At 28.1% G+C, this 26,964-nt stretch carries 25 protein-coding genes; 2 read left to right on the plus strand and 23 right to left on the minus strand.

Features of this window, described 5'->3' with window-relative positions:
* The 13 genes from EXC46_RS02600 to EXC46_RS02660 form a co-directional block, all read right to left on the minus strand.
* Complete coding sequence (locus EXC46_RS02600; protein ID WP_129622165.1) at positions 1–1,407, minus strand: coiled-coil domain-containing protein; 1,407 nt, start codon at positions 1,405–1,407, stop codon at positions 1–3.
* Positions 1,408–1,435: 28 nt separating this feature from the next.
* On the minus strand, positions 1,436–1,933 hold the full coding sequence (locus EXC46_RS02605) for a hypothetical protein (RefSeq protein ID WP_129622166.1): 498 nt from the start codon (positions 1,931–1,933) through the stop codon (positions 1,436–1,438).
* Between the two features lie 10 nt (positions 1,934–1,943).
* Positions 1,944–2,489: a hypothetical protein gene (locus tag EXC46_RS02610; protein ID WP_129622167.1), complete on the minus strand. Its 546-nt coding sequence runs from the start codon at positions 2,487–2,489 to the stop codon at positions 1,944–1,946.
* 24 nt (positions 2,490–2,513) lie between these two features.
* A complete protein-coding gene (locus EXC46_RS02615) occupies positions 2,514–2,999 on the minus strand; it encodes a hypothetical protein (protein ID WP_129622168.1) in 486 nt (161 codons plus the stop codon).
* Between the two features lie 24 nt (positions 3,000–3,023).
* The gene (locus tag EXC46_RS02620) at positions 3,024–3,545 is read right to left on the minus strand and encodes a hypothetical protein (RefSeq protein WP_129622169.1); all 522 of its coding nucleotides are present in this window, start codon (positions 3,543–3,545) and stop codon (positions 3,024–3,026) included.
* A gap of 27 nt (positions 3,546–3,572) precedes the next feature.
* Complete coding sequence (locus tag EXC46_RS02625; RefSeq protein ID WP_027333924.1) at positions 3,573–4,061, minus strand: hypothetical protein; 489 nt, start codon at positions 4,059–4,061, stop codon at positions 3,573–3,575.
* 37 nt (positions 4,062–4,098) lie between these two features.
* Positions 4,099–4,827, minus strand: coding sequence for a class I SAM-dependent methyltransferase (locus EXC46_RS02630; protein ID WP_129622170.1), 729 nt, complete (start codon positions 4,825–4,827; stop codon positions 4,099–4,101).
* Between the two features lie 9 nt (positions 4,828–4,836).
* Positions 4,837–5,100, minus strand: a complete 264-nt coding sequence (locus EXC46_RS02635) for a hypothetical protein (protein ID WP_129622125.1) — start codon at positions 5,098–5,100, stop codon at positions 4,837–4,839.
* A 50-nt stretch (positions 5,101–5,150) separates the two neighbouring features.
* Positions 5,151–5,792: a hypothetical protein gene (locus tag EXC46_RS02640; RefSeq protein ID WP_129622171.1), complete on the minus strand. Its 642-nt coding sequence runs from the start codon at positions 5,790–5,792 to the stop codon at positions 5,151–5,153.
* Between the two features lie 15 nt (positions 5,793–5,807).
* Positions 5,808–6,830 (minus strand): hypothetical protein, encoded by a 1,023-nt coding sequence (locus EXC46_RS02645; RefSeq protein ID WP_129622172.1) that lies wholly within the window; start codon positions 6,828–6,830, stop codon positions 5,808–5,810.
* Positions 6,817–8,925: a type IV secretory system conjugative DNA transfer family protein gene (locus EXC46_RS02650; RefSeq protein WP_129622173.1), complete on the minus strand. Its 2,109-nt coding sequence runs from the start codon at positions 8,923–8,925 to the stop codon at positions 6,817–6,819. The genes EXC46_RS02645 and EXC46_RS02650 overlap by 14 nt, the downstream gene beginning before the upstream one ends.
* Entirely contained in the window at positions 8,903–10,690 is a 1,788-nt protein-coding gene (locus EXC46_RS02655; RefSeq protein ID WP_129622174.1) for a hypothetical protein, read from the minus strand. Before EXC46_RS02655 ends, EXC46_RS02650 begins: the two co-directional genes overlap by 23 nt.
* Positions 10,691–10,864: 174 nt before the next feature.
* Positions 10,865–11,728, minus strand: a complete 864-nt coding sequence (locus EXC46_RS02660; protein ID WP_129622175.1) for a hypothetical protein — start codon at positions 11,726–11,728, stop codon at positions 10,865–10,867.
* A gap of 95 nt (positions 11,729–11,823) precedes the next feature.
* Between EXC46_RS02660 and EXC46_RS02665 the strand changes: the two genes are divergently transcribed.
* Entirely contained in the window at positions 11,824–12,222 is a 399-nt protein-coding gene (locus tag EXC46_RS02665) for a DUF4143 domain-containing protein (RefSeq protein ID WP_084262944.1), read from the plus strand.
* A gap of 77 nt (positions 12,223–12,299) precedes the next feature.
* On the opposite strand, the gene pgsA is transcribed toward EXC46_RS02665, so the two are convergent.
* The 10 genes from pgsA to rbfA form a co-directional block, all read right to left on the minus strand.
* Positions 12,300–12,941, minus strand: coding sequence for a CDP-diacylglycerol--glycerol-3-phosphate 3-phosphatidyltransferase (pgsA, locus tag EXC46_RS02670; protein ID WP_044888881.1), 642 nt, complete (start codon positions 12,939–12,941; stop codon positions 12,300–12,302).
* On the minus strand, positions 12,928–13,545 hold the full coding sequence (locus tag EXC46_RS02675; RefSeq protein ID WP_027333578.1) for an MHJ_0274 family protein: 618 nt from the start codon (positions 13,543–13,545) through the stop codon (positions 12,928–12,930). Before EXC46_RS02675 ends, pgsA begins: the two co-directional genes overlap by 14 nt.
* Positions 13,546–13,552: 7 nt before the next feature.
* Positions 13,553–13,891: a hypothetical protein gene (locus EXC46_RS02680; RefSeq protein ID WP_027333579.1), complete on the minus strand. Its 339-nt coding sequence runs from the start codon at positions 13,889–13,891 to the stop codon at positions 13,553–13,555.
* Between the two features lie 27 nt (positions 13,892–13,918).
* Positions 13,919–15,400, minus strand: coding sequence for a magnesium transporter (gene mgtE / locus EXC46_RS02685; protein ID WP_223211554.1), 1,482 nt, complete (start codon positions 15,398–15,400; stop codon positions 13,919–13,921).
* Between the two features lie 6 nt (positions 15,401–15,406).
* Entirely contained in the window at positions 15,407–16,003 is a 597-nt protein-coding gene (locus tag EXC46_RS02690) for a diadenylate cyclase (protein ID WP_027333580.1), read from the minus strand.
* Positions 16,004–16,016: 13 nt separating this feature from the next.
* Positions 16,017–16,247, minus strand: coding sequence for a hypothetical protein (locus tag EXC46_RS02695; protein ID WP_052353011.1), 231 nt, complete (start codon positions 16,245–16,247; stop codon positions 16,017–16,019).
* Positions 16,248–16,355: 108 nt separating this feature from the next.
* The gene (locus EXC46_RS02700) at positions 16,356–16,781 is read right to left on the minus strand and encodes an NUDIX domain-containing protein (RefSeq protein ID WP_027333581.1); all 426 of its coding nucleotides are present in this window, start codon (positions 16,779–16,781) and stop codon (positions 16,356–16,358) included.
* Positions 16,782–16,786: 5 nt separating this feature from the next.
* Positions 16,787–17,926 carry a methionine adenosyltransferase gene (metK, locus tag EXC46_RS02705; protein ID WP_027333582.1) on the minus strand — a complete coding sequence of 380 codons (1,140 nt, stop codon included), beginning with the start codon at positions 17,924–17,926 and terminating at the stop codon, positions 16,787–16,789.
* A 308-nt stretch (positions 17,927–18,234) separates the two neighbouring features.
* On the minus strand, positions 18,235–24,912 hold the full coding sequence (locus EXC46_RS02710) for a coiled-coil domain-containing protein (RefSeq protein WP_027333583.1): 6,678 nt from the start codon (positions 24,910–24,912) through the stop codon (positions 18,235–18,237).
* Between the two features lie 242 nt (positions 24,913–25,154).
* The gene (rbfA, locus tag EXC46_RS02715; protein ID WP_027333584.1) at positions 25,155–25,496 is read right to left on the minus strand and encodes a 30S ribosome-binding factor RbfA; all 342 of its coding nucleotides are present in this window, start codon (positions 25,494–25,496) and stop codon (positions 25,155–25,157) included.
* 256 nt (positions 25,497–25,752) lie between these two features.
* Between rbfA and dcm_N the strand changes: the two genes are divergently transcribed.
* Positions 25,753–26,964, plus strand: a complete 1,212-nt coding sequence (gene dcm_N / locus EXC46_RS02720; protein ID WP_223211555.1) for a DNA (cytosine-5-)-methyltransferase N-terminal subunit — start codon at positions 25,753–25,755, stop codon at positions 26,962–26,964.

Genomic DNA, 26,964 nt, shown 5'->3' on the forward strand with positions numbered 1-26,964 from the left:
CTAGTTGTCTTGATTTTTGTTTCTTAATCTATAAATTAATGAACCAGGTTTAGCATTTTCACCATTTTCACCTGTTTCAAAATTCTCGTCTTCGCTTCCGGTTAATTCATTGATTTTTTCTTTCGCTTTATTAAATCTTTCTTCCAAGTTAGCAATTTGATTTTTAAGTTTATATAAAGGCCCATTTTCGATAGCAGAAATTTTGTTTTCATATGCTTCATTGTCCATATCTTCTCTCATTATAGGTGGATTTTGATATCAAGCACCTGTAAGAAATGATAATGAATTCATTAGCAAGTAAAGATATTTAACATATGCTTCATTTCTTTTTTTGTATATTTCTAAAACTAGTTTTAAACTATCATTAAGTAACTTTACATTTAAATTTACTTTATCTTTTATGTAATTAAGAAGCTTAATTTGTTCATTATAGTTTTCGTCAATTAAGTTTTCATTATTAAAGAAAAATTCTATATATTCTTCGTCGCTTAAATTCAAAATTTCATTATAAGAGATGTTGTATTTAGGTACAACACCATCAAAATTATCATAAGCATAAGGTAAAGAAATTGTTGAAAAAAAATCAATATCAACAAAATAATCGCCGCTACTTCAATAATCTTTTTCTCGCTCAATTGTTTCACCATTTAAAAGTCTTGTGTATTGTTCGCTGTCAAGAGATATTCACAAAATGTCTTTTATTATATCGTTTTGATGTTCTACATATAAACTTGAATTACTTTCATATATTCCCATTACATTTGTGAAAGTAGGAAATAAATTATCAACAAAAGCACTATTTTTCTCTTTCATAGAGTTTGTTAAAAGAGCAAATTCCTTGATTGCTTTCCGGTATTCTAATAAAGAAGCAATAGCAATGTTTTTATCTATATTTATTTTAATAATTGAAGCAACTTTGCTTTCTTTTTCTTCTATTTCTCTTTCTAATTCACTATAAGCATCTTTTAATTCTTCCAAATCTATTTCTAATAGGCGAATAGTTTCTTCTTTTTCAGCAACGTCTCTTCTTAATTCCTTAACAAGCGAACCCTGTAATGAATTTATACCTTTTTCACCAAAGTCAAAATTCTCGTCTTCGCTTCCAACTAAAATACGCAATTTAGCTCTTGCTTTATTAAGTTTGCTTTTTTCTGCTTCTAATTCATTTCTTAAAGAAGCGATTTCTTCTTCCTTATTTGTTTGCTTTTCTTCAAGTCTATAAATAGCATTTTCTAAATTAACTGCTTTATTATTAAGCTCAAAATACTTTTTATCACTTTCAATTTGCTTAATTTGAGAACAATGTTTCATAAGGAGCGGTGGTATGATAATAGCACCAGCTACTCCCATACCTAATATTGAAGCTAAAATTAGCTTCTTTCTATTTTTCTTTTTATTCTTTTCCATTTTTATATCTCCTGTGGTAAGTTTAAGTTTAGAAAGTCATTTCGTTATAACTTTCTTTATCAAGCTCTTTCTTTAATTTTGTTTCGAGCTTTGAATGAAAATTAATTAAAAATTTGTAAAGAACAAATGTTTCTGCTTTTGTGAGCATATCATTAATATTTATTTTGTTTTTATTATTTCACCCAAAGGTATTGAAATAATCATTTTCATTTTCAATGAAATATTCAAACTTTTTAGAAAGTTCATTTCTTAAATCGTCTTCATATCTATTAACATTATTTTCTGCTATTTCTTTGAGATTTTGATTTGCTAGAAACATAATTTCTTCAAAGGTATAAACTTGTTTATCTTTCAAGTTTTCTATTGCTCTATCAAGATATTCATTTGCTGTGTTTGTAAATGAAAGACTTTCAAAGTCAGCAATTTCTTTATTGTTATTAAGAATTTGATTAGTCAGCTTATTTATGGTATTTGTTTCTTTGAATTTATCAATTAATTCTTTGAATTCTTTTTTATTTAAAATCATTTTCCCTGCTTTACATTTCAATACCTAAATCTTTTTCTTCTTCGACACTTAATTCTTTTTCAAGTTCCTTTGTGAATTCTTTTTTAAATTCATTGTGAAACTCATATAAGAAATCTTCAATAATATATCGCTCTGCTGCTCTTAAAACATTATGAGTTGATGTTTTTTCTGGTTCAAACGTTTCAAAATATTCTATGTGATTATCGATTAAATATTTTATTTTTTCAAATGATTGAAATTCTAAATCTTCGTCATAAATATTAGCGTTATCATAAGCGATATATGGTATTTGTTTTTCCATTTGTTCTAATAAATCATTTAAAGAATTTGCTTTATCATATTCAACTTTTTCACTAAATCTTTCAAAATAATCTTCAACAACTAAATCAATTTCGTAATCTCTACACCCTGTAAAGTCTAGATTATTTAAATTTAATCAATCAAATTTATTATTTTTGGTTGAAATTTTTTTTGCTAATTGATAAATTTTATATTCATTGCTTCATTTTTTAATTAAATCTCACGCTTTAAAATCTCATTCTTTATCAAAATTCATATATTCTCCTGTGGTAAGTTTAGATTACAATGTCATTTCATTATCTTCTTCTAATTCAAGTTCATTTTCTAAAATATTTTCAAATGTGTTGTTAGAGTGATATAAAAAATAATTAATCAAGGTTTTTTCAGCAGCTTTTAAAACATCATAAATACTTGTTTTTTCTTTAATGTATTCAAAATATCAAGGGTCTTTATCAATTAAAAATTTGATTTTTTCTGTTGTTTTTTCTGCTAATTGATTTTCTTTTGTGTTTATGTGTGTTTCCGCTATGCTTGGTAGCTTTTCACATTCAATATAGTCAATACACTCACCTAACGAATTGAAATTTTCTTTTTGAATAGTTTTTTCAAAAGCATCGATGTAATCATATAAAGGACAATCATAAAAAACATCATTTATATAAGGTCAATCTTCATACAACATCACCTTTTCATATATGTGCTGAGCTAAACTATCTTTGTCTTGATTTTTAAATCAATTTAAGATTTTTTCTTTATCAAAATTCATATATTCTCCTATGGTAAGTTTAGGTTATAAAGTCATTTCTTTATTGTTTTCTAATTCATACTCTTTTTCAAATTGATTTTGTGTGATATTTTCGAATAAATGTTTCAGCATTTCTTCTTTATAGCTATATAAACACTCTTTAAGAATTTCGAATTCAGCAATTTTTAATAAACCAATTGTTTTTTGCTCTTGGAATTGTTTATCATTATTAACCGTTTCAAGCGCATCGTCAAAATAACCATTTTCTTCTAAATATTCAAGTTTGAAAAACGCATTATTTCCTAACTCAAAATCATAAATATTGATATTTCACTGTGCAACTTCGTGAATAATATCATTTGTTAAGAACTCGTCTAAATCTTTTAAATTACTTATTTGCTTAAAAGATGCATTTTCAATTTGACTGTGAAAATCTTGAATTGCTTCTAATAAATTAACTGAGTTTCTTAATGTTTCGCTGGTTCTTAAATCTGTTTCATAAACATTAATGTCCTTTACATCAAAATCAAAAGTTTCTATCAATTTTAAAATGTTTTCTTTATTCATTATATTTTCTCCTGTGGTAAGTTTAGGTTATAAAGTCATTTCTTTATCGTTTTCTAATTCAAGTTCTTTTTCAAATTCACTTTTACATTCATTACTGAACTCTCTTAAAAAATCAGTAAGAATATAATTATCTGCTATACCAAGTATGTCCCTTGAATTTGTAATGTTATTATCTTTTGTAATCACATATTTATAATTTTCTAACATATAGTCAATTTTACGAACCAAATCGTTATATCAGTTTCAACTACAATCATAAAGATTAGCGTTGTTATTCGCTATGGTTGTAAGTTCATTATCTATTTTTTCAAAAATTTCATTTATTGAACTTGTTCCCCTGTCTTTTATTAATGTTTCTAAATTCTCAAAATACTCATACATTGCTTCCTGAAAAGCAACACTATCTAAATCAGGTATATAAGAATTGTAAAAAGTCCTTGATTTTAAAGTTTCTGGTTTATCTTCTTCGTATCATTTTCCAAGTAAATTTAATGCTTGTTGTTTATTAAAATTCATATATTCCCCTGTGGTAAGTTTAAGTTTTTTTAAATAGTTAGTTTAATTTGCTATCATTTTCAAATTTCATAATTATTTCTTGAATAAGACTTTTAGGTATATTACTTCTATCTTTTCTTGAAAATCTATTGAGATTTTTTCCGTTCTTTTCAGGTTTATCTCATTTCAAATTTAAATTAATGTTTGATAAAAAGATAGTTGGTTTATTTGTAAATTCTTCGTCATAATGACTATACATTGTACGATTAAGAATATGTTTTGGACTAAAATTGAAAATCTCTAATATTTTTCAAATATTACTTTGGTAAGGGTTTTCAATAGCAAAATATTTTGGTTTATAATGCTTAATAATTTCAATCGTTGAAAGTGCTGTGCTAAAACCATTTAAAAATAACTTTGCTTTTGAAACGGGGTTTCTAATTTTGGTTTTTGGTGCTGCTATGTTGTGTTTATCATAAAATTCAAAAGTCTTTAACTGAATATTTGCTTTATCACCACTAACATCAATTTTTTCAACAAACATTGTGTTTGTATCTGCTTTACTCCAACTATTACAAGGTGGTGAAGCTAAAATGATGTCTGGTTTTGGTAATTTATCAAGTTCATTAAATAAATCGTCATTTAAAATAGATAAATTAAGTTGGTGATAATTCTCTTCATTTTTTTTGTTTATTCCAATGCTATGAATTTCATATTTATCTTTTAAACTGTGATAATAACATCTGTTCGCATCGTCAAAAAGACCCCATATAACTAGCTTTTTCATTGTTTTTAATTATTTGGTTAATTTTACAATTTGCTTTGATAGTTCTTTTGACGCACTTTTTGAATTTTGAGAGATTTGTTCAATTTTTTGAAAGTAGTCTTTAATTATATTTTCCAAACTATCTTTTGTGTCTTTCGAAATAAGTGTGGAGTTTTTAATTAAATTCAGTTGTTGCTGTTTGAGTTTAATTAAATTATTTAAAAAATAAATCTCATTCGAAAGAACCATAAAGTCTTGTTGTAATTGATTAAGTTTTAATAATTTATCTTCCATAAAATGCTCCTTTGCTTGTTTGTGGTAAGTTTAAGTTTTTTTGATTGCTATTATTTTTCAAATGAAAAATCTTTTTCTATTTCATTAGAAATATCTGTGCTATTAGGTTTTAACCCGCGATTAACATCTTCTTCTAAAACAAAAGTTCTTTTAAAATCTTGTGGTTCTATGTTTGGAAAATTAATCACGTAATCTTCTTCTGTAAATTCTTTTACTTTTGTTTCTTCGTTTTGTTTTTGTGGTTTAGTAGTTGTATTTGATAAGAAATCTTCTCTTTTTGCTTGAATTTGAGATTGTTTAGCTGCTTGATAATAAGCATAATTATCAATTACAGGAACATATTCTTTTTTATTTGTATTTTCATTAACCATTCAAGCAGAAACTTTCTTAATAACATTAATTACTGTTCCGCTTGAACTTGGTTCTTGTTCAAAAGAAACTGCACAAAAATTATGAATTAATGATTGAATTGTTGCGTCCATTGATTGACCAGTGACTTTTTGGTAATCTTTTGGTTGGAAATATCAAAAAGGGTAGTATTTAACTTGTTCTCCCTTTTGAATTTTAAGAGTTAAGATGTAGTAAATTTGGTTAGGGTCTTTTTGAGATGTATATTTCTCAACATTAGATGTAAATGTTCCATACATTTCATTTTGGAATTGTTTGTTTTGATTTTTTCTTTCGTAAGTCATAAATTACTCCTTTAATTATTTAATATTCTTGATATCTTCTATAAGACTTATTCTTACGTTCTTGATATCTCTACTTTTCTGTTGTTTTTGACGTTCTTTAAATTCTTCTAACGGTTTTTCTTTGTTTTCTTGTATTAATGAATTAATAAATTGTTTTTCATTAAATTTAATTAGTGAAAGAAATATAAAATTAATTCTTGTTATTACTTTCACTTTTAAGTTAATGTCTAAATTATTAAAATTAGTCATTGCTTTTGTGATCTTGATGTCATTTTGTTTATTCATTGAATGATAAAGGTAAGAATTAAGGTATTTATTGATTACTCACCAGCTCAAAAATAAAGTTAGCTTTTTAACATTATCAATTTCGATTTCAAGTTCGCTAAATAAGTTTCTTACTCATTCATAAAAGATGTTTTTAAATACTCTTTCATAGTTAAATTTCAACGTTTCATTAATATTGTTTATGAGACAAAATTTAGTTTTATCAATTTCGATCAAGATTTGTTCTCTCTTTTTATCACCAAGATTAGCGGCAGCAAGCAAAAATTGTTTATCGCCTAATTTTTGAATTGAGTTTCTAAAAAAAGTAAGGAAACTGAATTTGTTATTAAGATTAGATATTGCTTCTTTTTGTTTTAAAATGTTTTGTTTTAAAACGGATTTATAATCTTCGAATAAATTTGGTATTTCATAGCAAAAATATTCTCTTTTGGTTTTTGCTGTTTCGCTATTTTCTTTAACAAAAATAACAGGAACATTAATTTGATTAAATAAACTGTTTAAAAAGTTTTTGGTGCTAAAATGAATAGTTCTTTCACAAAGTTTGGAAAAGGTTAAATTTAATTCACTATTTAAGTTATTTAAAATGGTTTGACTATTAGGTGAAATGTTAATTAGCTTCTCAAAATATGTTTCAAAATCTTCATATGTTTCTGGTAGCTTTTCAACTCTTCACATAATTTGAGCTGAATTTTCTTTTTCGTTAAGACTTTTTAATTTTTCGTCTAATAGTTCATTAAATTTACTCAGCATCATTTTTACTCTTTCTTTTTCTCTTGAAATCTTTAATTGTCTTTTCGATAATTTTTAAATTGATTTCATTTGAAAGATTTTTGTAGATATTAGCGTTTTCAAATAAATTTAAATTATGAATTCCAAAAAGCTCTTTGTATTCTTGTGAGTTTGAAAATTCATTCGACATAATTGCTTCTTCAATATCTGTTAGATAGTTTTCGTTTTTTACAAGCTTTTTAGTTTTCTTTCTTTCTTGAATAATCAATTTCTCTTTGTCTTTGTGAATTTTTTTCAAACTTTCGCTCACTTGATACTCAAAGCTTCTTTGGTCATTAATAATTTCAGTAAAACCTTTGTAAAAAGGTATCATAGTTCAAATAAAAGGTTTCTCATTTGGAATATCAATTAAAACATCTTCTTTTGGTTTTTCTTTAAGATTGTTAATATCTAAAATTGATTTTTCTTGTATTGAAGAAGAGAAACCACCATTTTTATCTTTTTCTTGATATGAACGATTAATGATTTCCTTTTTACCAATTGATTTAATAACGCTTTCCATAGTTTCAACTGACGAGCTTGAAATAAAGTATGTAAGCGCAGTGTTATCAATAATTGTTGTGCTTTCCCCTTTACCTGTATCATATTTTTTGAGCTGAGCATATGATTGAATGATAATGAGAAAGAATATTCACCTTGAACGCGCAATACTGATTGCTTTATCAAAGTTATCAATTCTTACTAAATTAGCAAACTCTTCAAGGTAGAATTGAAATTTACGTGCTAAATGTTTGTTTGGATTTTTATTTGCTTCTTTGGTAGCATAGTTGTAAAGTTGCTTTACAAATAAAGAGTTAAATTTATTAACACTTTCTTCTTCGTCAGGATAACAAATAAAAATCACAAATGGTTTTTCGCTGATGTTATCAAAAAGATTTTGAAGACTTAATGAACAAGAAGAGATAATTTCAGCAAGCTTATAGTTTCTTGAATAACCATTAATCACATCTTGCGCATTACTTAAAAAACCTTCAAGTGTGTTTTGAGCTTGATCTGGTAAGGTAGCGAAGATGTTATAAAGTCTTTCCCAATAAATATTGTTTTGAGACATTTTTTCAATCTCCGTTCTTCAAGCTCCATTTTTGAAAGTTTTCGGGTTAAGATAATCAGCAGCTTTTAAAATATGAAAGTCTTTAACGTTTAATCTTTGAATTCCAAGTTCCTTAAATAAAGGGTTATTTTGAGTTTTTAAAAGTAAATAAATGTAAATAGCAGTTAGAATGTTTTTACTTGCTCTTAACCAAATATCACTTTTACCGTCTGGTCACCCTAAATCTTCAACAATTTCATTAATTGAAGAGATAGCTTTTTCATAGTCGCTTGGTAAAACACTTTCAAATGTTTTGCTATTTAAAATCTCAAAAGAATAAACGAGCGGGTTTCAAGTCTCACCAGTGCTATCAATTAAGTCAATTAACTTAATTTCATAACCATTATCATTAAAGAAATTACTCATTGTTTCATATAGTTCCTTTTTAGGGTCAGTAATGAACATACAAGGTTTTTCTTCAAATGGTAATGAAGCGTTATAAGTAATGTTAGGTAAAACTAAAAATTGACTTTTACCGCTTCCAGTTCCACCAATGATTTTTGCGTGAGTGTCTTGATTATTCACCAATCAAACTTTTTCTTTCTTTTTGTTTTCGTAATAACCTAAAACTCAGTTTGCTTTCGGTTTTGGTTTAATAAACTTTTCTTGAACTCTTTTTCAATTCCCTTTTCCTGTTCGTGAGTTTCAAAGGAAAACATCATTCTCATTTTTATCTTTGGTATATTTCTTTTCAAAGTCGCCAATATTCGCAACAAAGATAAGCATTGAATAACCTAAAAGATATAAAGCAACAAAAGTTAATGATAGTTTTCACTTGCTTACTAAAAAGGTTTTGAAAGCAGTAAAAAATGGTTCTTTTTGAATAATCAGTTTATTAATGTTTAACAATGTAAAGAACATAAAATATAAAACTGGTAAGCTAATAAAGAAAATTAAGATTGTTTTGATTAATGCTTTCTTAAAATCATTTTTAAAATCAAAAATCTTATCAAGAGTTTTCGATAACATAATCAATTACATCTTCCATATCAATATCGAATTGTTTATAGAATTCTCGAATAGCTTTGGTTTGTTTATATTTTTCTTTTCATAAGAAATTCATATTGTATTCATTTGTTGAGCTATATTTACCCCCTTTCGAGTTCATTTTAGATAAAACAACAAGAGCTTTTGCTTTTTGTATATCTTCAACAAACTCGCTTTGAATTTGATAACCATTTGATTTAGCTTTATAATCAGTTAATTTAGAAATCTTTTCATTAAAAGCATTTAGCATTTCGTCATATTTGGTTTCAAAAATTTGAAATTCAGTGTTGTATTTTGAAAGGTAGCTTAATATTTCATTCATTTCATTTGTTTTAACAATTTGATTTAATGAACATTTTTCAGTTTTGATTTTGTTTTTTAATTTAGCTCACGAAACTTTAAAGCTTTTTAAATCTTCAAGGTCAATTTGATTATGTTGAACAAAATCGTCAATTTCACTCTTAAATGAAATTTCAAGCTTCTCAACTATCTCAACTTTCTTGTATTGAAGAAAGCTATTTAAATCTTTCAGTTTTGGTAAATCTAATTCTTTTGTCCAATCAATTCTATTTTCTGTATAAAAGTTGCTAAGATATCTTTGGTAAGGTGATTTTTCCATTTTGTATTTCCTATCAAGATTTAAGCAAGTTTGAATAACAAAGTTATAAAGTTTAGTTTGCTTATCTTTTGTTTCCTTTTCAAAGATATCACCAAGCTCTTTCAAAGCTCTTTTATCGTAAGCTTGAATATTTGAAATTGAATTTAAAAATTGTTCATATCTTCAATCAAAATCACGATATGAAGAATGATCTTTCTTAATAGCATTATGTATCTTCACAATGCTTTTTTTAACATCGTCGTCAGTAATACGATTAAAGGTTTTGATTTTGTTGCTATAACAGTGAAGAGCAACCTTTTCAATTTCGCTTTGAAGCTTTAAATGTTCCAAGTTTAAATTAAGTTTATTAATATTCTGCTTAAAGTTTCTTTTAAAGTCATATAATGAACCTTTACTTTTAACAAGCATTGTTTGATATTCTTTATAAAGCTTATGGTCAATTTCTCTTTGTGTGTTTTCCTTAAATTCAAAAATTGTTTTGTATGGAAAATAGTTTCTATCGAACCACATCTTTTCCTTGCTATTCTTTTTTGAAAATGCTGGTTCAGTCTCAAAAAAGATTAAATGAGCGTGTGGTGTTTTAGTATTGACGTGAATTCCCATATAACCTTTAATCTTGTTTTGGTCAAGTCCATTTTTAGCACAGAGTGTTTTTATCTCTTTTTGTAAAATACGCACTCACTCTTTTTTGCTAAATAATCTGTTCTCAATTACAAGAGAAGATTTAGGTGAGAATACCATACTGTATATTCTTTGTTTATCGTCTAAACTTTGTAGTGTTCGTTTAGCTTCTTCAATGCTCACATCATTAGCGTCTTTTGTGAATTCATAAATACCAGTAAGTTTTTCGTCTTTGGAATATTTCTTTAAAAAGGTATTCATAAATTCAATTTCTTCCTTTCCGCTTTTAAGGAAAATGTGATTGAGCTTGTCTTGGTTAAAGTTGTTAGGTTGAACCAATACAGCATCTGCACGAGCAATGTAATCTATTGCTTGACCAGAACGAAATCAATGATAACCAACTTTGGTTTCAAGACCGTGCTTCTTAATTGTTATCTTTTCATTTTTACCAATTGAGTGAAACATTGCTATGACGTCTAAACTATCTCTCTTAATTGCTTTATTCATATCTTGCTTTATATATATTTAGTAATATATACATTCTTAATAGTCCCTTACACATTCTTTGTGTTTGAATTTTTATACTTATAAAAAATGATTGAAGAAAAGTATGTTTTTAGGTGTTTTTTGAAAACAATTTTTCTCAATTTTTTAAAATACACATTCTATAAGTCCCACACTTTAAAGAAATTGCTTAATAAAATTGTTTTTATAAATGAAGAACAATGAATTTAAATTTACATATCTGGTTGTCTTTGGAGTTTTACAAAGTTTGTCGTACTCTATTTTTCAAAAATCAACAGCATCACGCACTAATGAATTGATAAATTTAAAAAACTTTCAAGCTCTAAATTGCTTCATTTTGATAAATGAATTTGTAATTTTTGTAAAACTCCTTACACGTGATAAAAAGCTTTGTTTAGAATGAGCTTTTTTCAATTTAGCTTCGTTTAAGAAATTTCTATCACACTTGAAAACAAAATCTTTATTATTTCAGTATTTTGTTTTCATTATTCTCAAAAAAGAAACAAAATTCTTACCATTCAAAAGCAGACATAAAGCAATTTGGTTAAATTCATTAAATTTAATAAATTTTCTTGTGGTAGGTGTATATTTGCTTTTTGTCTTTTTGAATGAAATTCTAAAAGTTCCTTTTTTGTTTTTGTTTGTAATTCTTTCTCTAATAATTTTGATTTGCTTCGAATGAGCTTCAATCTTTTTTAGAGTTTTATAAAATTCGTCTTTTGTAAAATTGAATTTCTTGTAAAAGTCATAACAATTAATGCTTCCGTTTTTTGAAATCTGGTGAAAAATCAAAAGAGCGATAAGCAATTGTTTATTTTTTAAATTAACCAAAGCTTCTTCATTTATTAAAAAGTTTGGACTTTCTTTGAATTCTTTTAATAATTGCTCAATTTCAACAGAAGTAAATTTACTTTTTATGCTTTCTTTGATTTTTTGAGCAGTATCAATTTTTGATTGTGTTTCAAAAGTTTCTTCTTGCGAATAACCAAACTCCAAAAGCTCTCTTGTGGAGTATTTCAATTTGAATTATTCTCCTTTCGTAGAAAATGAAAAGCAAGCCCCTTTTAGGACTTGCTTTTGTCTTGTTGGCTTAAACTGTTCGCTCACTTAGAAATTTATCAAAATATTATTTCGTTGATGCTGGGCTTAGAAATGTCAGAATAAATTTTAGACAAAATGAAGAAAATCACTTAATGGAAAATATAATTTTTAATGAATTAAGAATTAGAGGCTACAATGTTGATGTAGGTGTAGTAATACATAGAACTGAACAAGAATATAAACAACTTGAAATTGATTTTGTTGCTGAAAAACATAATCAAAAAATCTACATTCAATCCGCTTTAAATTTAGATGATCCAGCAAAATTACAACAAGAAACTAAATCTTTACTTGCTTTAAATGATTTTTTCAAAAAAATAGTAATTGTAAAAAACTATTCAAAAACCAGAATAGATCAAAACGGAATAATATACATGGGTCTTTTTGAATTTCTTTTAAATGATGAATTATAAAAAATACGGCATGGAGATTAATTAATCAATTAACCTTGCATGTCGTATTTTTAAAATTAATTTTGTATTTTGGCGAATTATTTTGTAAGAATAAACGGTTTTGCTTTTTTGTAGTAAATATAACCTGAATAAATACTTAAAAAAGCAGCTATAGTAATAGGGAATGAAACTAAAATTGAAATTATATAATCATAAAAAAGATTAACAGAAAAAGCTTTGATTGTCATTTTTAAAATTGTTCCTAAAAAAAGGGTAACTACAATCCCGATACTTAATAGTAAAGTTTTGAGTTTTCCTGTAAAATCAGCTTCAACACCTACGTTATGTTTAGACATAATGTTTCTAAAACCAGCAACAATTAAATCTCTTAAAATGAAAATAAATAAAATAGGAACCGGTACAAAGTGAATAATAGCTAAATAAATTAACACGATGTTGGTAATAACTTTGTCAGCAATAGGATCTCAAAGTTTGCCAAAATCAGTTACCAAGTTGCGTTCGCGTGCTATTTTACCATCAAAATAATCAGTGATCATTGCTCCAATAAAAATAATTAAAATAAACAAGTTTAAGATTCCAATAATTGTAGAATTATAACCTCTTCAACCATTCAAATGGTAGAAATTAATACTAAATGTTACTAAAACCAAAAGTGGTAAGACAAGAATTAATCTTAAAAGAGTTAATTTATTTGGCAAATTCAATTTAGTTTTTTGCATTTTGCTCTAATCTTTCCTTATATTCAATAATTAAATCTTCTTTAATTCGATCTGGATTTTTAGTTTCTAATGGCGATTTCTCATCAAGAAATTTAATTTCGTTATTTGCATCTTCAATTGTTTTTGCAAAATAATCTCTTAAATGAGGTAAATGTTTATCTCAAAGGTTACTATTTGTATCTTTAATTTCAAAAATTGTTTGGACATAAGAATTATGTTTTTCGGTTTCTTTAAAACACGCTTGAAAACGTGGACTTTTAATTTCTTCTTCAATAATTTCTTTTGCTGCTTGGTTGAGTTGTGGCATTTTATATTTTCCAACACTTGGAATAAACTCGTCTTGTGCTTTAGTATTTTCATCTAATAAAGCAAGCATCTTGTGGCTAAGTTCGAATAAATAAATAGCTGTTTCTTTTTGCAATTCATATGTTGCTTTACGAATTTGACTTTTGGTTCTTTTTTCTTTAATTCAACTATAAAGAAAGAAAATTACAATGATTAAAACAAGTACACCAAGTGTTGCATAAAGAATAATTGGACTCATAAGACCACTAGCAGAGCTAGTTGTGTTATCATCTAAAAGTAAAGTATTTTTAAATATCATAATTCTCCTATTTCTTAATTGTAAGTTTTCATTTAGGATCTTTGTGAACTACAAATTGTTCAATCACTAGTTCCATTTCCTCTTTTGTAAGTTGTTCACCACGATTAAGTAAAGTGAACAAATATTGACTATATGAAGGGTAATCTATTCTTGGTTTTGGAGCAATTAGTTCATAAGTAATTCTCCCACCTTCAGCTAGCGGTTCATTAAAAGCTACTTCTGTATCTTTAATTATATCTTTAATCATTGCATTCAATTCTTTAACATCTTGTTTTAAACGTAAAAGCTCTTCTGCAAGCAATTTTAGTTTTTCAAGATCAGCTACTGTAAGTTCTTTTTTATCCATGTTTAAACTCCTTAATTTTGGTAAATTTTATGACGCAATAACTGCGTGATTCCCGATAATTCCACATTTTCAAGCAATAAATAAAACAAGTAAATTTAACGCAAAGAAAATTAAAGTAGAAAGAGCATCACTTAAAGTAGCTAAAATTGGTGCAGACATAACTGCTGGATCTTTTTTAAATCTAATTGCTACAAGCGGAATAATTGTTCCTAAAAGCTTTGCAAAAACAACCACCAAAAAGAGCGACATTGAGCTTGCTATTATAATAAACGAAAGTTCAAGTCATCCCGCTTCTTCTCTAAAGCCAGGAATTAAAAAATAAAGATAAAGCCGCAAGACATTGGCTACAAACATTATTATACCGATTACACTTCCTACTTTAAGTTCTTTAGCAATAACTTTGCGTAAATCATTGTTGTCAATCTCTCCTAAAGCAGAGGCTCTAGTAATTGTAGTTGAACTTTGGCTTCCTGCATTTCCTGCCGAACCAGAGATAATTGGAATTAATCCAACTATAATTGCTGATGACACAGTAATTGAAAAGCTATTTATAACAGTTTCAGAAATAGAAGTAAATTGTTGAATAATAAATTGACTTAAGGTAGATGAAATCATTAAAATCAAAAGTCAAAAAACCCTTGATTTAACAATTTGCATAACACTAGTTTTTAAATATGACTCTTCAGCTGCTTCTGGGTTAATTCCGGCAAGTTTATACATATCTTCTGTTGCTTGTTCCTGAAGAACATCAATTACATCATCTGATGTAATCATACCGATTAAATAATTTTCTTTCGAGACAACAGGTAAGGTTGAACGGTCTTGTTCCGAGAAAACAATAGCAGCATCTTCTTTGTCATCTTCAGGTTTAACAGAAGCTACAACGCTATATAAATCTTCTACAAGTTCATCATCATTAGAAAAGACAAGCTCTTCAAGTGTGATATCACCAAGTAATTGTCCTTGTTCGTTTGTGACGTAAAAATTGTGACCAAATTCATTTTTATTATCTTTATAATCTTTTTTAATTTGTCTTAAGGCTTTTTTAACTGTTCATTCGGATTTGATAATCGAAATATCAACAGTCATAATGCTTCCGATTTGATTTTCATTATATTGTAAAATAGCATTAATCTTGTTGCGAGTTTCTTCGTCAGTTGTTAAAAGTATTTTACGCATTAAATTAACAGGTAATTCTTCTAAAACGTCTGCAAGCTCATCCGTTTGCAGCTCGTTTAAAATCTTAATTCCTCAGTCTTCTTTAAAAGATAGAGCCAAGCTTGTTTTAGTTTCATCATCCAAATAAGCAAAAATTTCTGCAGCTTCAGCTGTTTTAAGCACTCTTAAAACATAAAGTTGTTCCGAAATATCAAGTTGTTCCATTGCTTCTGCGAAATCCGCATGAGTATTATCTTCTTCAAGTTCACGAACAGGTTTAACCTGTTTTTTCTCAACTGATTCTTTAAGTAAAGTAACTAAAGAATCAATTTTTGTTTCCATGAATTCCATATAATATTACTCTTTCAAATACTTAATTAATTGTTCTTGGAACTCTTCGATACGAACGTTATGAATGTTTGAACCTTTGATGATTTTAACTGATCCATTTTCCTCTGATACAACAATAGTAGTAGCATCTGATTGTTCAGAAATACCCAATGCAGCACGGTGACGTGAACCGTAGTTGTTTTCAATACTTCTCTTTGTAATTTTGTAAAATGTTGCAGCGTAATAGATCTTGTTATCACGAATAACCACAGCCCCATCATGTAACGGAGAGTTTTTATTAAAGATAGCTATAAGTAATGCGCTCGAAATATTTGCATTTAAAATAACCCCATCTGTTCGTAAATTATCAAGATTTTCACTATTTTCAATTGTGATTAAAGCACCTATTCTGTGTTTTGAAAAATATTCAACACTTTCTCTAAGTTGGTTAATAAGTCTTACTTGACTACTTTTGCCCAATTGATCGTATTTACTTTTGCGAAACTTATTACTAAAAAAATTATTTAAGTAAGGTCAAATTAAAATTCCTAAAACTAAAAATAAAAGTAAAAGAATTAAACTGAGTGATAAAAGCAAGATTATAATAATTGTGTTTAGTTGCATATTTATCTTTCTTCTATATTTTTGAAATAACAAAAGATACTACAAATAAAATCACAATTAAAAAAATAGCACCTAATGCTCCTAAAATATTTAGAAAAAGCTCCTTTTTATATCAGACTAACTCTTTTTGTTTAGCTTCGTAAACTTGCTTTTCTTGATCGTTTTGAGCTAATAAAATAGCATGTTTAATTTCTTGTTTACGCAATTCTATTAAATCAATTTTATTTTGACTAATTTCACTCATAACCCCTCCTTTTTATGCTTTTTTATATATTAATATTTTAATTTTTTATTCAAAAAAAATAAGCAAAAACATCATAAATATAAAGAAAAAAGCCATTTTTGGCTTTCTCTATTTTCTTTTCTGATTTAACAAATATTCCTTATGTGCTTCTTTGAGCATTTTCTTATGTTTTTCAAATGTCAAAATATTCATAGCTCTTTGAATTGGGTAAAATTTTGCACTATGAAGTTCCGAAGCTAAATATTTTGGTAATTTGTTATCTTTAGAAATTCCAATATAAAAGTAAACATCTTTCGTATTTTTGTTAGGCAAAATATAACTATCTTGAAAAGCAGGATAATCTAAAAGTGTTATCATACTTAAATTTGTTTCCTCTTTTACTTCACGTAGTGCAGCTTCTTTGTATGTTTCACCTTTTTCTAAATGTCCTTTTGGGAATGATCAAAGATTATTCAGTTGATGAATCAAAAGAACTTTGAGTTGTTTTTTAAATTGCCGAAAAACAATTACACCACAAGAAATTTCATGTGCCATGACAATTAATTTCCAAGGTACTTTTTAATTTCGTTTTGTAAAGCGTCTACTTTATCTAATTTTTCTCATGATAATTTAAGATCATTTCTTCCAAAATGTCCATAGTATGAGGTATTAAAATAAATTGGTTTTCTTAAATCAAGTGATTCAATAATTCCTTTAGGGGTTAAACAAAACACATCCATTACAGCTTTTTCGATAAGCTCTTTATCTACTTTTTCTGTTCCAAAAGTTTCGACCATGACAGAAACAGGCTCAGCAATACCAATAGAGTAAGCGATTTGTATTTCACAACGATCAGCAAGCTTTGCGGCTACTATGTTTTTAGCAATTCATCTAGCAGCATAAGCAGCAGAACGATCTACTTTAGTAGCATCTTTACCGCTAAATGCACCACCACCATGACGTGCTGCTCCACCGTAAGTATCTACAATAATTTTTCTACCAGTAAGACCTGTATCACTTGTTGGTCCACCTATAACAAATTTTCCTGTTGGGTTAATCAAAATACGATTTGGCATAGCTAAATTATATTTTTCCAAAACAGGTTTAACAATCTGTTCTTTAATAAAGTTTTTAAAGATTGCTTCATCAAATTGCTCTGAATGTTGAATACTTAATAATACTGTATCGACACTAACATTATTTGGATCTGTATAGTCTAAAGTCACTTGACTTTTCATATCAGGTTTTGCTCATTTAAATTGATTTGAAATACGAAGTTCCTCAGCTAATTTAACAAGCTCATGAGCTAATGTAATAGCAAGAGGCATATATTCTGGTGTTTCATTTGTAGCATAACCAAACATTAAACCTTGATCACCTGCTCCAATTTCTTCACCGCGATCTACTCCCATCGCAATATCAGGACTTTGAATTTTAATATCAGTTTGAAAGCTTGTGCGAGTAGAATAATAACCAAGCTCTTTTAAGATATTTTTGGCAATTTCAATAACATCAACTTCAACAATGGAACTAACTTCTCCACCAATGAAAATGTTATGTCCACTTGCCATTGCTTCAATCGCAACTTTCGCGTGCGGATCTAAACGCATATATTCATCTAAAATAGCATCTGATAATTGGTCACATAATTTATCGGGGTGACCTCTACCTACAGATTCACTAGTAAATAATTTTCTCATAATAATTCCTCTCTACTTATACATCGGAGAGTTTTAGGATAAAAATGCATGTTAATTAATTTAAACAAACTAATCCTTAACTTCCACCTTACAAACGCAGGTTGGCAATGGTCATCGCTGTTGGGCTACCATACTCTTGATGCAATTAAGCTTTATTATTATATTCAAAAAACTTAATTTAAAAAACAAAAAAAAGAAAATACCTAGCTGGTGAACTAGGTATTTTTAGTTTTTCATTTTATTGTCTTTTTGTTTGATAAATAAATAGCTGGTGATCTATTTATTTAAATGTTTTTAATTATTTATTATTAAGCTTGTGCAGCTTTAACAGCAGCGTCAAGTTCTGTTAAAAAGTCTTTTAAATTATTAAGCATTGCGTTGGCTGTGTCTGATTGAGTAGTAAGAACTTCATTGTATTTTTCTAACATAGCTCCACGGTTAGCTTCTGGTAATTTATTAATTTCTTCTTTAACTTTATTTTGTTCTGCTTCAGAAACAAATCCAAGAACTAATGATAATTTAGCAACGTGTTTTGTATTTGTTTCAATTGTTTTTGCAGCAGTAGTTTTTTCTGGTAATTGTGCAGCTGGATCTTGTAATTTAGCTTTTGAAGATTTGATTTGTTGTTTATCAGATTCGATTTGAGCTTCTACTTGAGTTTTAATTGAATCATTGTATTCTTTCATTGCATCTTGAACTGTTTTATTAATACTTTTAATTTGAGCAGTTTGTTTTGCAATAGCTTCTTTAGTTGTAGCAGTTGTATTTACAAGTTCTTGAAGTGCAGCAACTTCCTCAGCATTAGATAATTTGTTTTTATCTGCTCTATTAGATGTTGATGAATTATATTTTGGATGACTAGAGTCAATGTCATGTTTATTAGCACCATTTTGTGATTCTGAAGCATTTCATCTTGCTAAGAAGTTAGTTGCTGACTTATCAGTTGGAGTATACGCAGCATAAATACCTTCTACTACTTCTGAATCAGCATTGTCAACTGCGACCTTACTTGAAGTAAGAACATTAATTAATCCAATTGTTTGTTTTGCAGCTTCTTTAGCTCTAGCATTTTCTTCTTTTGCAGCAAGAACTTGAAGAGCTTTAATTTGTTCGTTGTAAACTTTAATAGCTTCTGCTACATTTGGATTTTCATCAGCTGCAGCGACTTTAGCTTTAATTTGTTCAACTTCATCTTTTGTTTCTTGACTTCATGGTTCTTGAGCTTTAAGAGCAGAAAAGGCAGCATTGTAATCTTCTTTTCTTTCAAGAATATCAGCAAGTCTTTCAAGTCTTTCTCTAACAACTTTAACGTCATTTCTTGTAACATTAGGAATCATGGTATTTTTCATTTCACCATTTGAGCCTGGGTATGAGAAGTTTACCATATTCATATCATATTGAGCTGTAAATAACATTGTTCTAAGTTCATCAAGTTCTGATTGAAGTTTTTGAACCTCTACTTCATCTGTTATTTTTGTTGCATCATTTTTAATGTAGTAGTTTTCAATTGCTTCGATAATACTTAATAATTGAAGTCTTCTATCTCTGTTTTGAACAATTGTTCAAGTGTGTTGTTCACCTTGAGCAGGTTTACCAATAGATTTTGTGTATAAACTTGAGTATTTTTCAATTAATTTTTTAACTTCTGGTTTGTCATTGTAATCAGCTTTTGCAGCATTATCTTCAACTGCAACATTATTTGAAATAAATAACATTGGAAGTGTATTGTCATAAACAGATAAGTTAGCATCTCTAAGAGCATTTAAGAACTCATCAATACTTGTGAATGTTAATGTTTTTCCACTTGTTGTAACAAATTTTTCTTGGTTAGGATTTCCATTTGAGTATTTTTCAATGTCTTTTGCAAATCTTTCAACATCAAGATTGTTATTTTTGATGTATTGATTTACAGAAGTCATAATATCATTAGATACTTTAATGTATGCATCGTAGTAACCTTTAGCTGCAGTTTCATTAGCAGAAATTCTTTCATCTACAGATTGTGCATATGTATCATCTGCATTTTTGTTCATTTTTGCGGCTAATGCTTCATTAATTGGTTTTAAAGCGTTTGCAAAAATAGTTTCAAATGATTCGTTTCCAGTTCCATCTTCTTTAGCTTTAGTGAATGAAGCAAGAAGTTTGTTCATTGAATTGAATCTTTTTACATAGAATTCATATTTCTTTTGAGCTAATGCAAATGTTAATTCTTTAACTTTAGCATTGTTGTATGCTTCTTCAGCTGTTCTTTGATCAGCAGCAGCTAATGCAGCTTCTCTATAAGCATCTAATTGATCTTTAGTTTGTTGAATAAGGTTTTGAACAGCAACTTTTTGGTCTAATAATAAACCGATTTCGAATTTAGCTTTTTCTGCTTCTGTATCATCTGTTAATTTAGATGTTTCTACAGTAGGAGTTTCGATTGTTCTTTCAAAGAATGCAATTTTAGCATTAAGTTCATTTACAGCAGCAGCGACTTTAGCATCTAAAATAGCATTTCTAAGTTCTTTTGTTTGTAATTCAAATGTAGGAATTAATCCAGGAACTTCTTTCGATAGACCATATGCAAAGTTTTGGAATTTATTACCTGCAAGTTTATTTACATCTTCTAATGTAGCATTTGTGATTTTTGCAAGTTCAGTCTTAAGTTCAGTTGTTTTTTGTTCAAGAGTTTCTTTTGTGCTTTCTGGGTTTTTAAGTTCAGTTTCAAGAGCTTTAACTGCAGTTTCAAGAGCTTGTTTATTAGCTTCTTCAACTTTTTTAGCTTCAAGAATGTGTTTTGCAAGAAGTGCGTGAAGTTTTGCTTCAGCAACAGCAACAGCTTTATCAATTAAAGCAGCACCCCCATTATCGGTTGGTTTGTTTTGAAGACTAGAATCTTTTTGAACTTCATAATCTTTTTTAGCACGTTTGTATTTAGCTAATAATAATTCTGCTTGTAATTCTTTAGCATCATTTACAAAGTTTGCAAATGTTTCGTTGTAAACGTCATATTCTCTCATTCCTTCTAATACAGTTGAGATGTGGTTTACAATTTCATCATATTGTGAAGATTTAGCTAATTCTGCTTGGTAAGCTTTAAGTTCTGCAAGAGCATTTTGGTAACTTTCTCTAGCAGGTCTTAATAAAGCATCATAAATAGCACCTGTTTCAGTTTGTACTTTTGCAACTTCTAAATCTTTCGCCAATTGTTTTGAAAGTTCTTTTTGATCATTAAGTGTACCAAGAGCTTCAATATCAAATTTAAGCAAGTCTCTTACATCACCTTTTTCATCACCAAGAATATCAGCACCTTTGTCTTTTTCAACAAAATCAGCATTTGTATAAACTGTAGATGTGTCTTTTAATTTTGCTTCAGTAGCAAAAGCTGGTTTTAATACTCCTACTAATAAAGCTTGTGTATTTCTTTGTAATTTGAAACGAGCGTGTAATGTATCTTTAATTGCTTGAAGTTCATTGATTTTAGCAATAGCATCTGTGATATCTTGTGAGCTTGGTTGTGTTAATGATACATAGTTAGCATCTGTTGAGCTTAATAACGCAGGATTTTGTGTTTGTAAGTTACGTACTAACTCTTCTAATTTTTGTGATTTAAGTTGATATGATTTACCTGTTTTGAAGTTTTCTGTTGTTGTAGCTGTATCTGCATTATCATATGTTGATAAAAGATTTTGAATTTCTACTACAGTAGGTAAAGCTAAAGCAGTTTTGTTTGCTTCAAATTTATCAATTACAGAAATTTTGTCATCTAATGACTTGATTTCAGCATCAAGTGTTTTTGCTTGTGAAGATTTTGGATCTTGAACTTGATTTCTAGCTTGTTGTTTTTGTTCTTTTTCTTTAACTTTGTCAGCTTTTTGTTTTGCTAATTCAGCTGAAATTTTATCTACAGCTCTAACTTGTTCTAAAAGAATAGCGGCAGGTTTTTTGATAACTTCTAATTTTTTAATCTCATATGACTTAATATCAATTAACTTAATAGTATTTTCTTTGTTTGTTTGTAAGTCATAGTATGAAGCAGTATTTGCTCTGATAACATATTCTTCAACAAGTTTTTTAGCTTTTTGATATGCAGCAATTTTTTCATCTAATGTTGTTTTGTCAGTAAATTTAATTGCTTCTTTTGATAATTCAATTCCTTGTGCAAGAACACCTTTAGCATCATAAAGTTTGTATGATTCATAAATAGGAATTAAATGATCTGTATTTCAAATAGCTAATTCATATTCATATCTAGCATTATCAACACGTTTGTCATTTATAGCAACTTGAAGTTTTTCAACTGCTTTTTTGTATGCTGGATAAATGATTTCGTGTTTTTCTTGAGCGTGATCTGTTCCTTCTGCAAGGTTAGCTAATACATCTAAAACAGGTTGGAATTTGTTTGTAGAATCAGCAGTAGCAGGAACTTCATCAGCTGTTCTAACAATTCCGATAATTAATGCACGAGCATCATTTAAAGCAGTTGAAAGGTTGGCTTTTGGTGAGTATCCTTCAACAACACCATTTGCAAGGTATCCTGAAGCTTTAACATTTTCATGAACAGCTGTTGAAGGAACATCTGATCAGTTTTCACCTAATGCAGCAATTTCTTTTGCAACTTTTTGTTTTTCAATTGCGTATTCGAAGTATCCATATGCATCTAATGCAGCACTTGCTTTATCATAGATATCTTCAGCTAATTCATAGTTGTTTCTTGTTGTTGCAGGTTGTCCTTCAGCAGCAGGTTTATTTAATGAAACTGGAGCTTCAAATACTTTGTTTAAAGCATCCTTAAGGGCTTTAAGAGCATTTTGTTCTTCTTCTGTTTCAAATAATTCTGCAGGAACTGCATTAACATAATTTGTTTTATCTGAAGAAACTTTTGTAACAAAGCTTTCGATTGCTTTTTTAGCTTTTTCATCTAAACCGTTACTGTATGCGCTTAATTTTTCTGTATCTGCTTTAAGGAAGTCTAATAATCTTGCAACTTCAAGAGTATTTACAAGTCCAAATGCAGGAATATCAGAAGCACCTTCAGTTGTTGCTACTGCACCTTTATCAAAATTGTTTTGTAATTGAGCAGCAACAGCATATTGAGCAACTGCTTTAGCAAGTAATTCTTTTTTATCTTTTTCTGTTAAGTTAGATGAAGAAACTTTAAGTTGATCTTTAAGAGCAACAAGATTTTTGAAATCATCTGAAGCACCAGGGAAAAGATCTGTTGGTGTAAAGTAAAGATTTTCTAAAATATCTTTTTCAAATCTACTTAAAGCAAGTAAATTTTCAAAGTCTTCAACAAGTTGAATATTAGAAGCTTTGTTGTATGAAAGAATTAAAGCTTGAATTTTTTCATATAAAGCTTTGTGTGATTTAATTGTTTCAACAACTTCTTCGTATTTAGCAACAGCTGCAGCTTTCATTGAGTTGACAAATGTAGAAACAGCAGAATTAATAGCATCTTTAGCACTTTGGTATGTAGCTGTTGTTCTTTGGGCTTCTTCAACTTCTTCAACTGCACCTTGAGCAGCTTGAACAGCATTTTCTAATGCAGTAATTAAATCAGCTGAATTTTCAACAGTTTCATATGATGCTTGAACATCAGAATCAACAGTTTGTTTGTTAACAAGTTTTTTAGCATGTTCAACAGCTCTTTTGTAGAATCTTCTTTGAAGAGCAAAGTCATCGTTTGCTTTAACTTGATCTAATACTGGAAGTTGTTGATCATATAAGTTTGCTGTAATTTTGTTTGCTCATTCAGTTGCAAGAGAATCTTGTTCATTATTTTGGAACACTTTTTCTTGTAATTTAGCAATTTCAGCAGCTGTGTATGTTCTAGCTCATGTAGGAGTTGTTTTGTTTGCGTCTTGTTCTGTTGGAGTAAGAACATCAAACATAACTTCTTGATCATCAAATACAACAAGGTCGATGTATTTAACTAAATCAGCTTTTTTGTTTGTGTATGCAACACGGCTTGCTTTTAATTGGTTGTTAACAGTATCTTTAGCAGCTTGTGCAGCTTTTAAGTTTTCTGCAAGTTCTTTAACTTTAGCTGGAAGAGCAGCATCTCTTAATAAGTTTTCAAGATATACAACTTCATTGTATGTTTCAGAATCTACTAAAGCATATGCATTTTTGTATGATGTAAATAATCTTCCAAAAATATCTGAAACTTGTGTTGAAGTTCCATTTTCTTGAACTGAAGATGTAGCGTAACGTGCTTTTAAAGCTTCAGGGTTGAATGATGAATCTACAGTTAAGTTAGCAGCACCAACTAATAATGGTCTATCTTTTTCTTCAACGTCCTTGTTAAAGAAGTTTAATACTGCTTGGTTTAGTTCACCTGTTGAGCTAATTAATCCTTTTGCTAAAATAATTAAAATGCTTTGTGTTTGAACTGGAGTTGTAATGATTGGAGTAGTGTTTCTAAGTTCTGAATCACTTGGTTGTCCTTCTGAGCTTAAAGCACTTAATGTTGCAGTAATAGCTCTTTTTGCATCTTTAACATTTTTTGTGTTTTGAGCAGCTTCAGTTAATGAATTAATGAATTCTGAAAGTTCATTAACTCCCTTTGTAAGTTCAGCAATGTTGTTTTTGTGAGCATTGTTTAAAGCAACTTCTGCTTCTTTAATTTGTTCAGCTTGTTTAGCGTAATCTTCTTTTGTTAAATCATCGCTTAATACTGAAAGTTTTGCATCTTCAAGAAGTTTTGATAATGCATCAGATGCTTCTTTAACGTTGCTTGGTTTTTCGTAAATTGAAAGATTGTTATATTCTTTTACAACTCATCCATTAAATTCAGCAGGATTTGCGTAGAAATTGTCAACTTGACTTTTTACTACTTCTGCAGATGTAACAACGTTGTTAAGGTCAACAATAGCTTCGTTTCTTTCTTGCGCTTCTTTAGCTTTGGCATTTGCTGTTGTAGCAACCGGTATAGCAACCACAGCAGTACCTACTAAAAGACCTGCAACACCTAAAAGTAAATATTTACTTTTTTTAGTCATTTTTTTCCTTTCCTTTTGGGTAAAAGTTTTGTTTAGTATTAAATTAAAAAATATTTTTAATTTATTTTGTTTGTTTATATTATGGTTATTTATTTAAAATAAATATTTTGATATCAAATTTCCATGGGATAATACCATTTTTATTCCATGAATAATATTTTTTGGTCAGTACTGACAATTAAAAATTGCAGTGAGTGTTTTTCTTTTTTAAATAAGAAAACTTTTTTTAAGATTGAAATTTTTTATTTTTGGTCAGCTTTAATTTCTCTTAAAATTTCGTCTATTCGACTACCAGTCTGGCTCACTTCATCTAGTAAAAAATGAACTTCTGGAACTTTTCTCCAATTTAAAGATTTAGCTAAAATTTTCCGTATATAACCTGCAGAATTATTTAGGGCGATAATTCCTTTTTGGTTATTTCCTGATAAATTAACAAAAACCTTCAAATGGGATAAATCGTTAGTTAGTTTCACATCCATCACAACAGGGTCAATAACGTTTACGTTTTGTAAATCTGTAGCTAGGATATTTGCAACTAACTGTTGAATTTGAGATTCCTTTCTCTTTAAATTTATTTCATTCATGTGTTTATTATATCAAAAACGAAAAATAATTAAATACCTTAAGTTTTAATTTAAAAGTATGTGGAAAAAATGCTTAAAACAGAGCATAAAAGCTTCTTTTTGTGAGTTTTTTTTGAATTAAAAAAGTCCAAAACAATAATTCAGATTATATCTAAATTATATTTAAATGTGATTTTAATTTTAATCTTCTTAAATTAAAGTTATAGTTTTGTTTTATATACTTTTTAAAAATTTTTAGCGCGTTAAAATAATAAGTATGATGAAAAAAGAAGTTAGAATTTATGAATTGTTCGCAGGAATTGGTAGTCAATTTTATGCATTAAAAAAGATTGCAAAAAACTTTCAACCAATTTCTTTAGGTGCATGTGAGTTTTATATAGATGCAATAATATCTTATATGATCATTCATTATGGAGAATTAACACCAGAAACTGATTTCACCAAAGAAGAAATGCACAATTTACTAAAAGATTTTACATTCAGTTCTGATAGTAAAAATCAAGTTTCTAAAAATTATTTTTTAAAAATAAGAGAGGATAAGTTAAGAAAGATTTTTCCTTATTTGTACTCTTTTATAAATATGGATTATTTTAATTTTAAATATAAAAATAGTGGAGAGAGAGAGAGAGAGAACTTCACCGATATTAAGCAAATCACTAAATTACCACGTAATATAGATATATTAAAATATTCATTTCCTTGTCAAGATTTATCACAACAAGGGAAACAAAGAGGAATATCACCAGAAACAAGAAGTGGTTTACTTTTAGAAGTTGAAAGGATACTGAAGCAAAACAAAGACAATTTACCAAAAGTTCTATTACTTGAAAATGTAAAAGCATTAATAACAAAAAAATTTATTAACGATTTCGAAAAATGAATTGATGTTTTAAATGAATTGGGGTATAAATCTTATTACAAGGTTATAAATTCATCTGACTATGGTTCGGCACAAAATAGAGAAAGAGTTTTTTGTGTCTCATTTTTAGGCAAGCACAAAAAATTCGAGTTTCCTGCAAAAAAAGAAACAAAAAATAACAACAAATTAACAAGAATATTAAAACTATCTGAAATTGAAGAAAAAACTATTTTGGAATTAGATCAAAAAATTAAATTCTCAAAAACTAAAAATGGAATTTTTAAAGCATTTATTCCAAACTATACAAGTTTTAATTCGGAAAATTATGTTTATTTACCAAAAGGTATTGGTCCTACTCTAACTGCTAGTGGAGCAAATAGCAGATTAAAGTTTTATTATCAAAATCACAAAAAAGTTCGTTATATAGATGAAATACAATCATATCAATATATGGGTTTTGACAAAAAAGTTGCTAAAAAGGTCAAAGAAACAAATCTAATTCCTAAAAATAAAATGATTTTCACCTGTGGTAATTCAATATCTGTCGAAGTTCTTGAAAATCTTTTTTTAAGTATTTTAAGCTCAATTAATATTCAAAAAGAAAGTTAA

The sequence above is a fragment of the Mycoplasmopsis glycophila genome (genome assembly GCF_900660605.1).
In the GTDB taxonomy this organism is placed as follows: domain Bacteria; phylum Bacillota_I; class Bacilli_A; order Mycoplasmatales; family Metamycoplasmataceae; genus Mycoplasmopsis; species Mycoplasmopsis glycophila.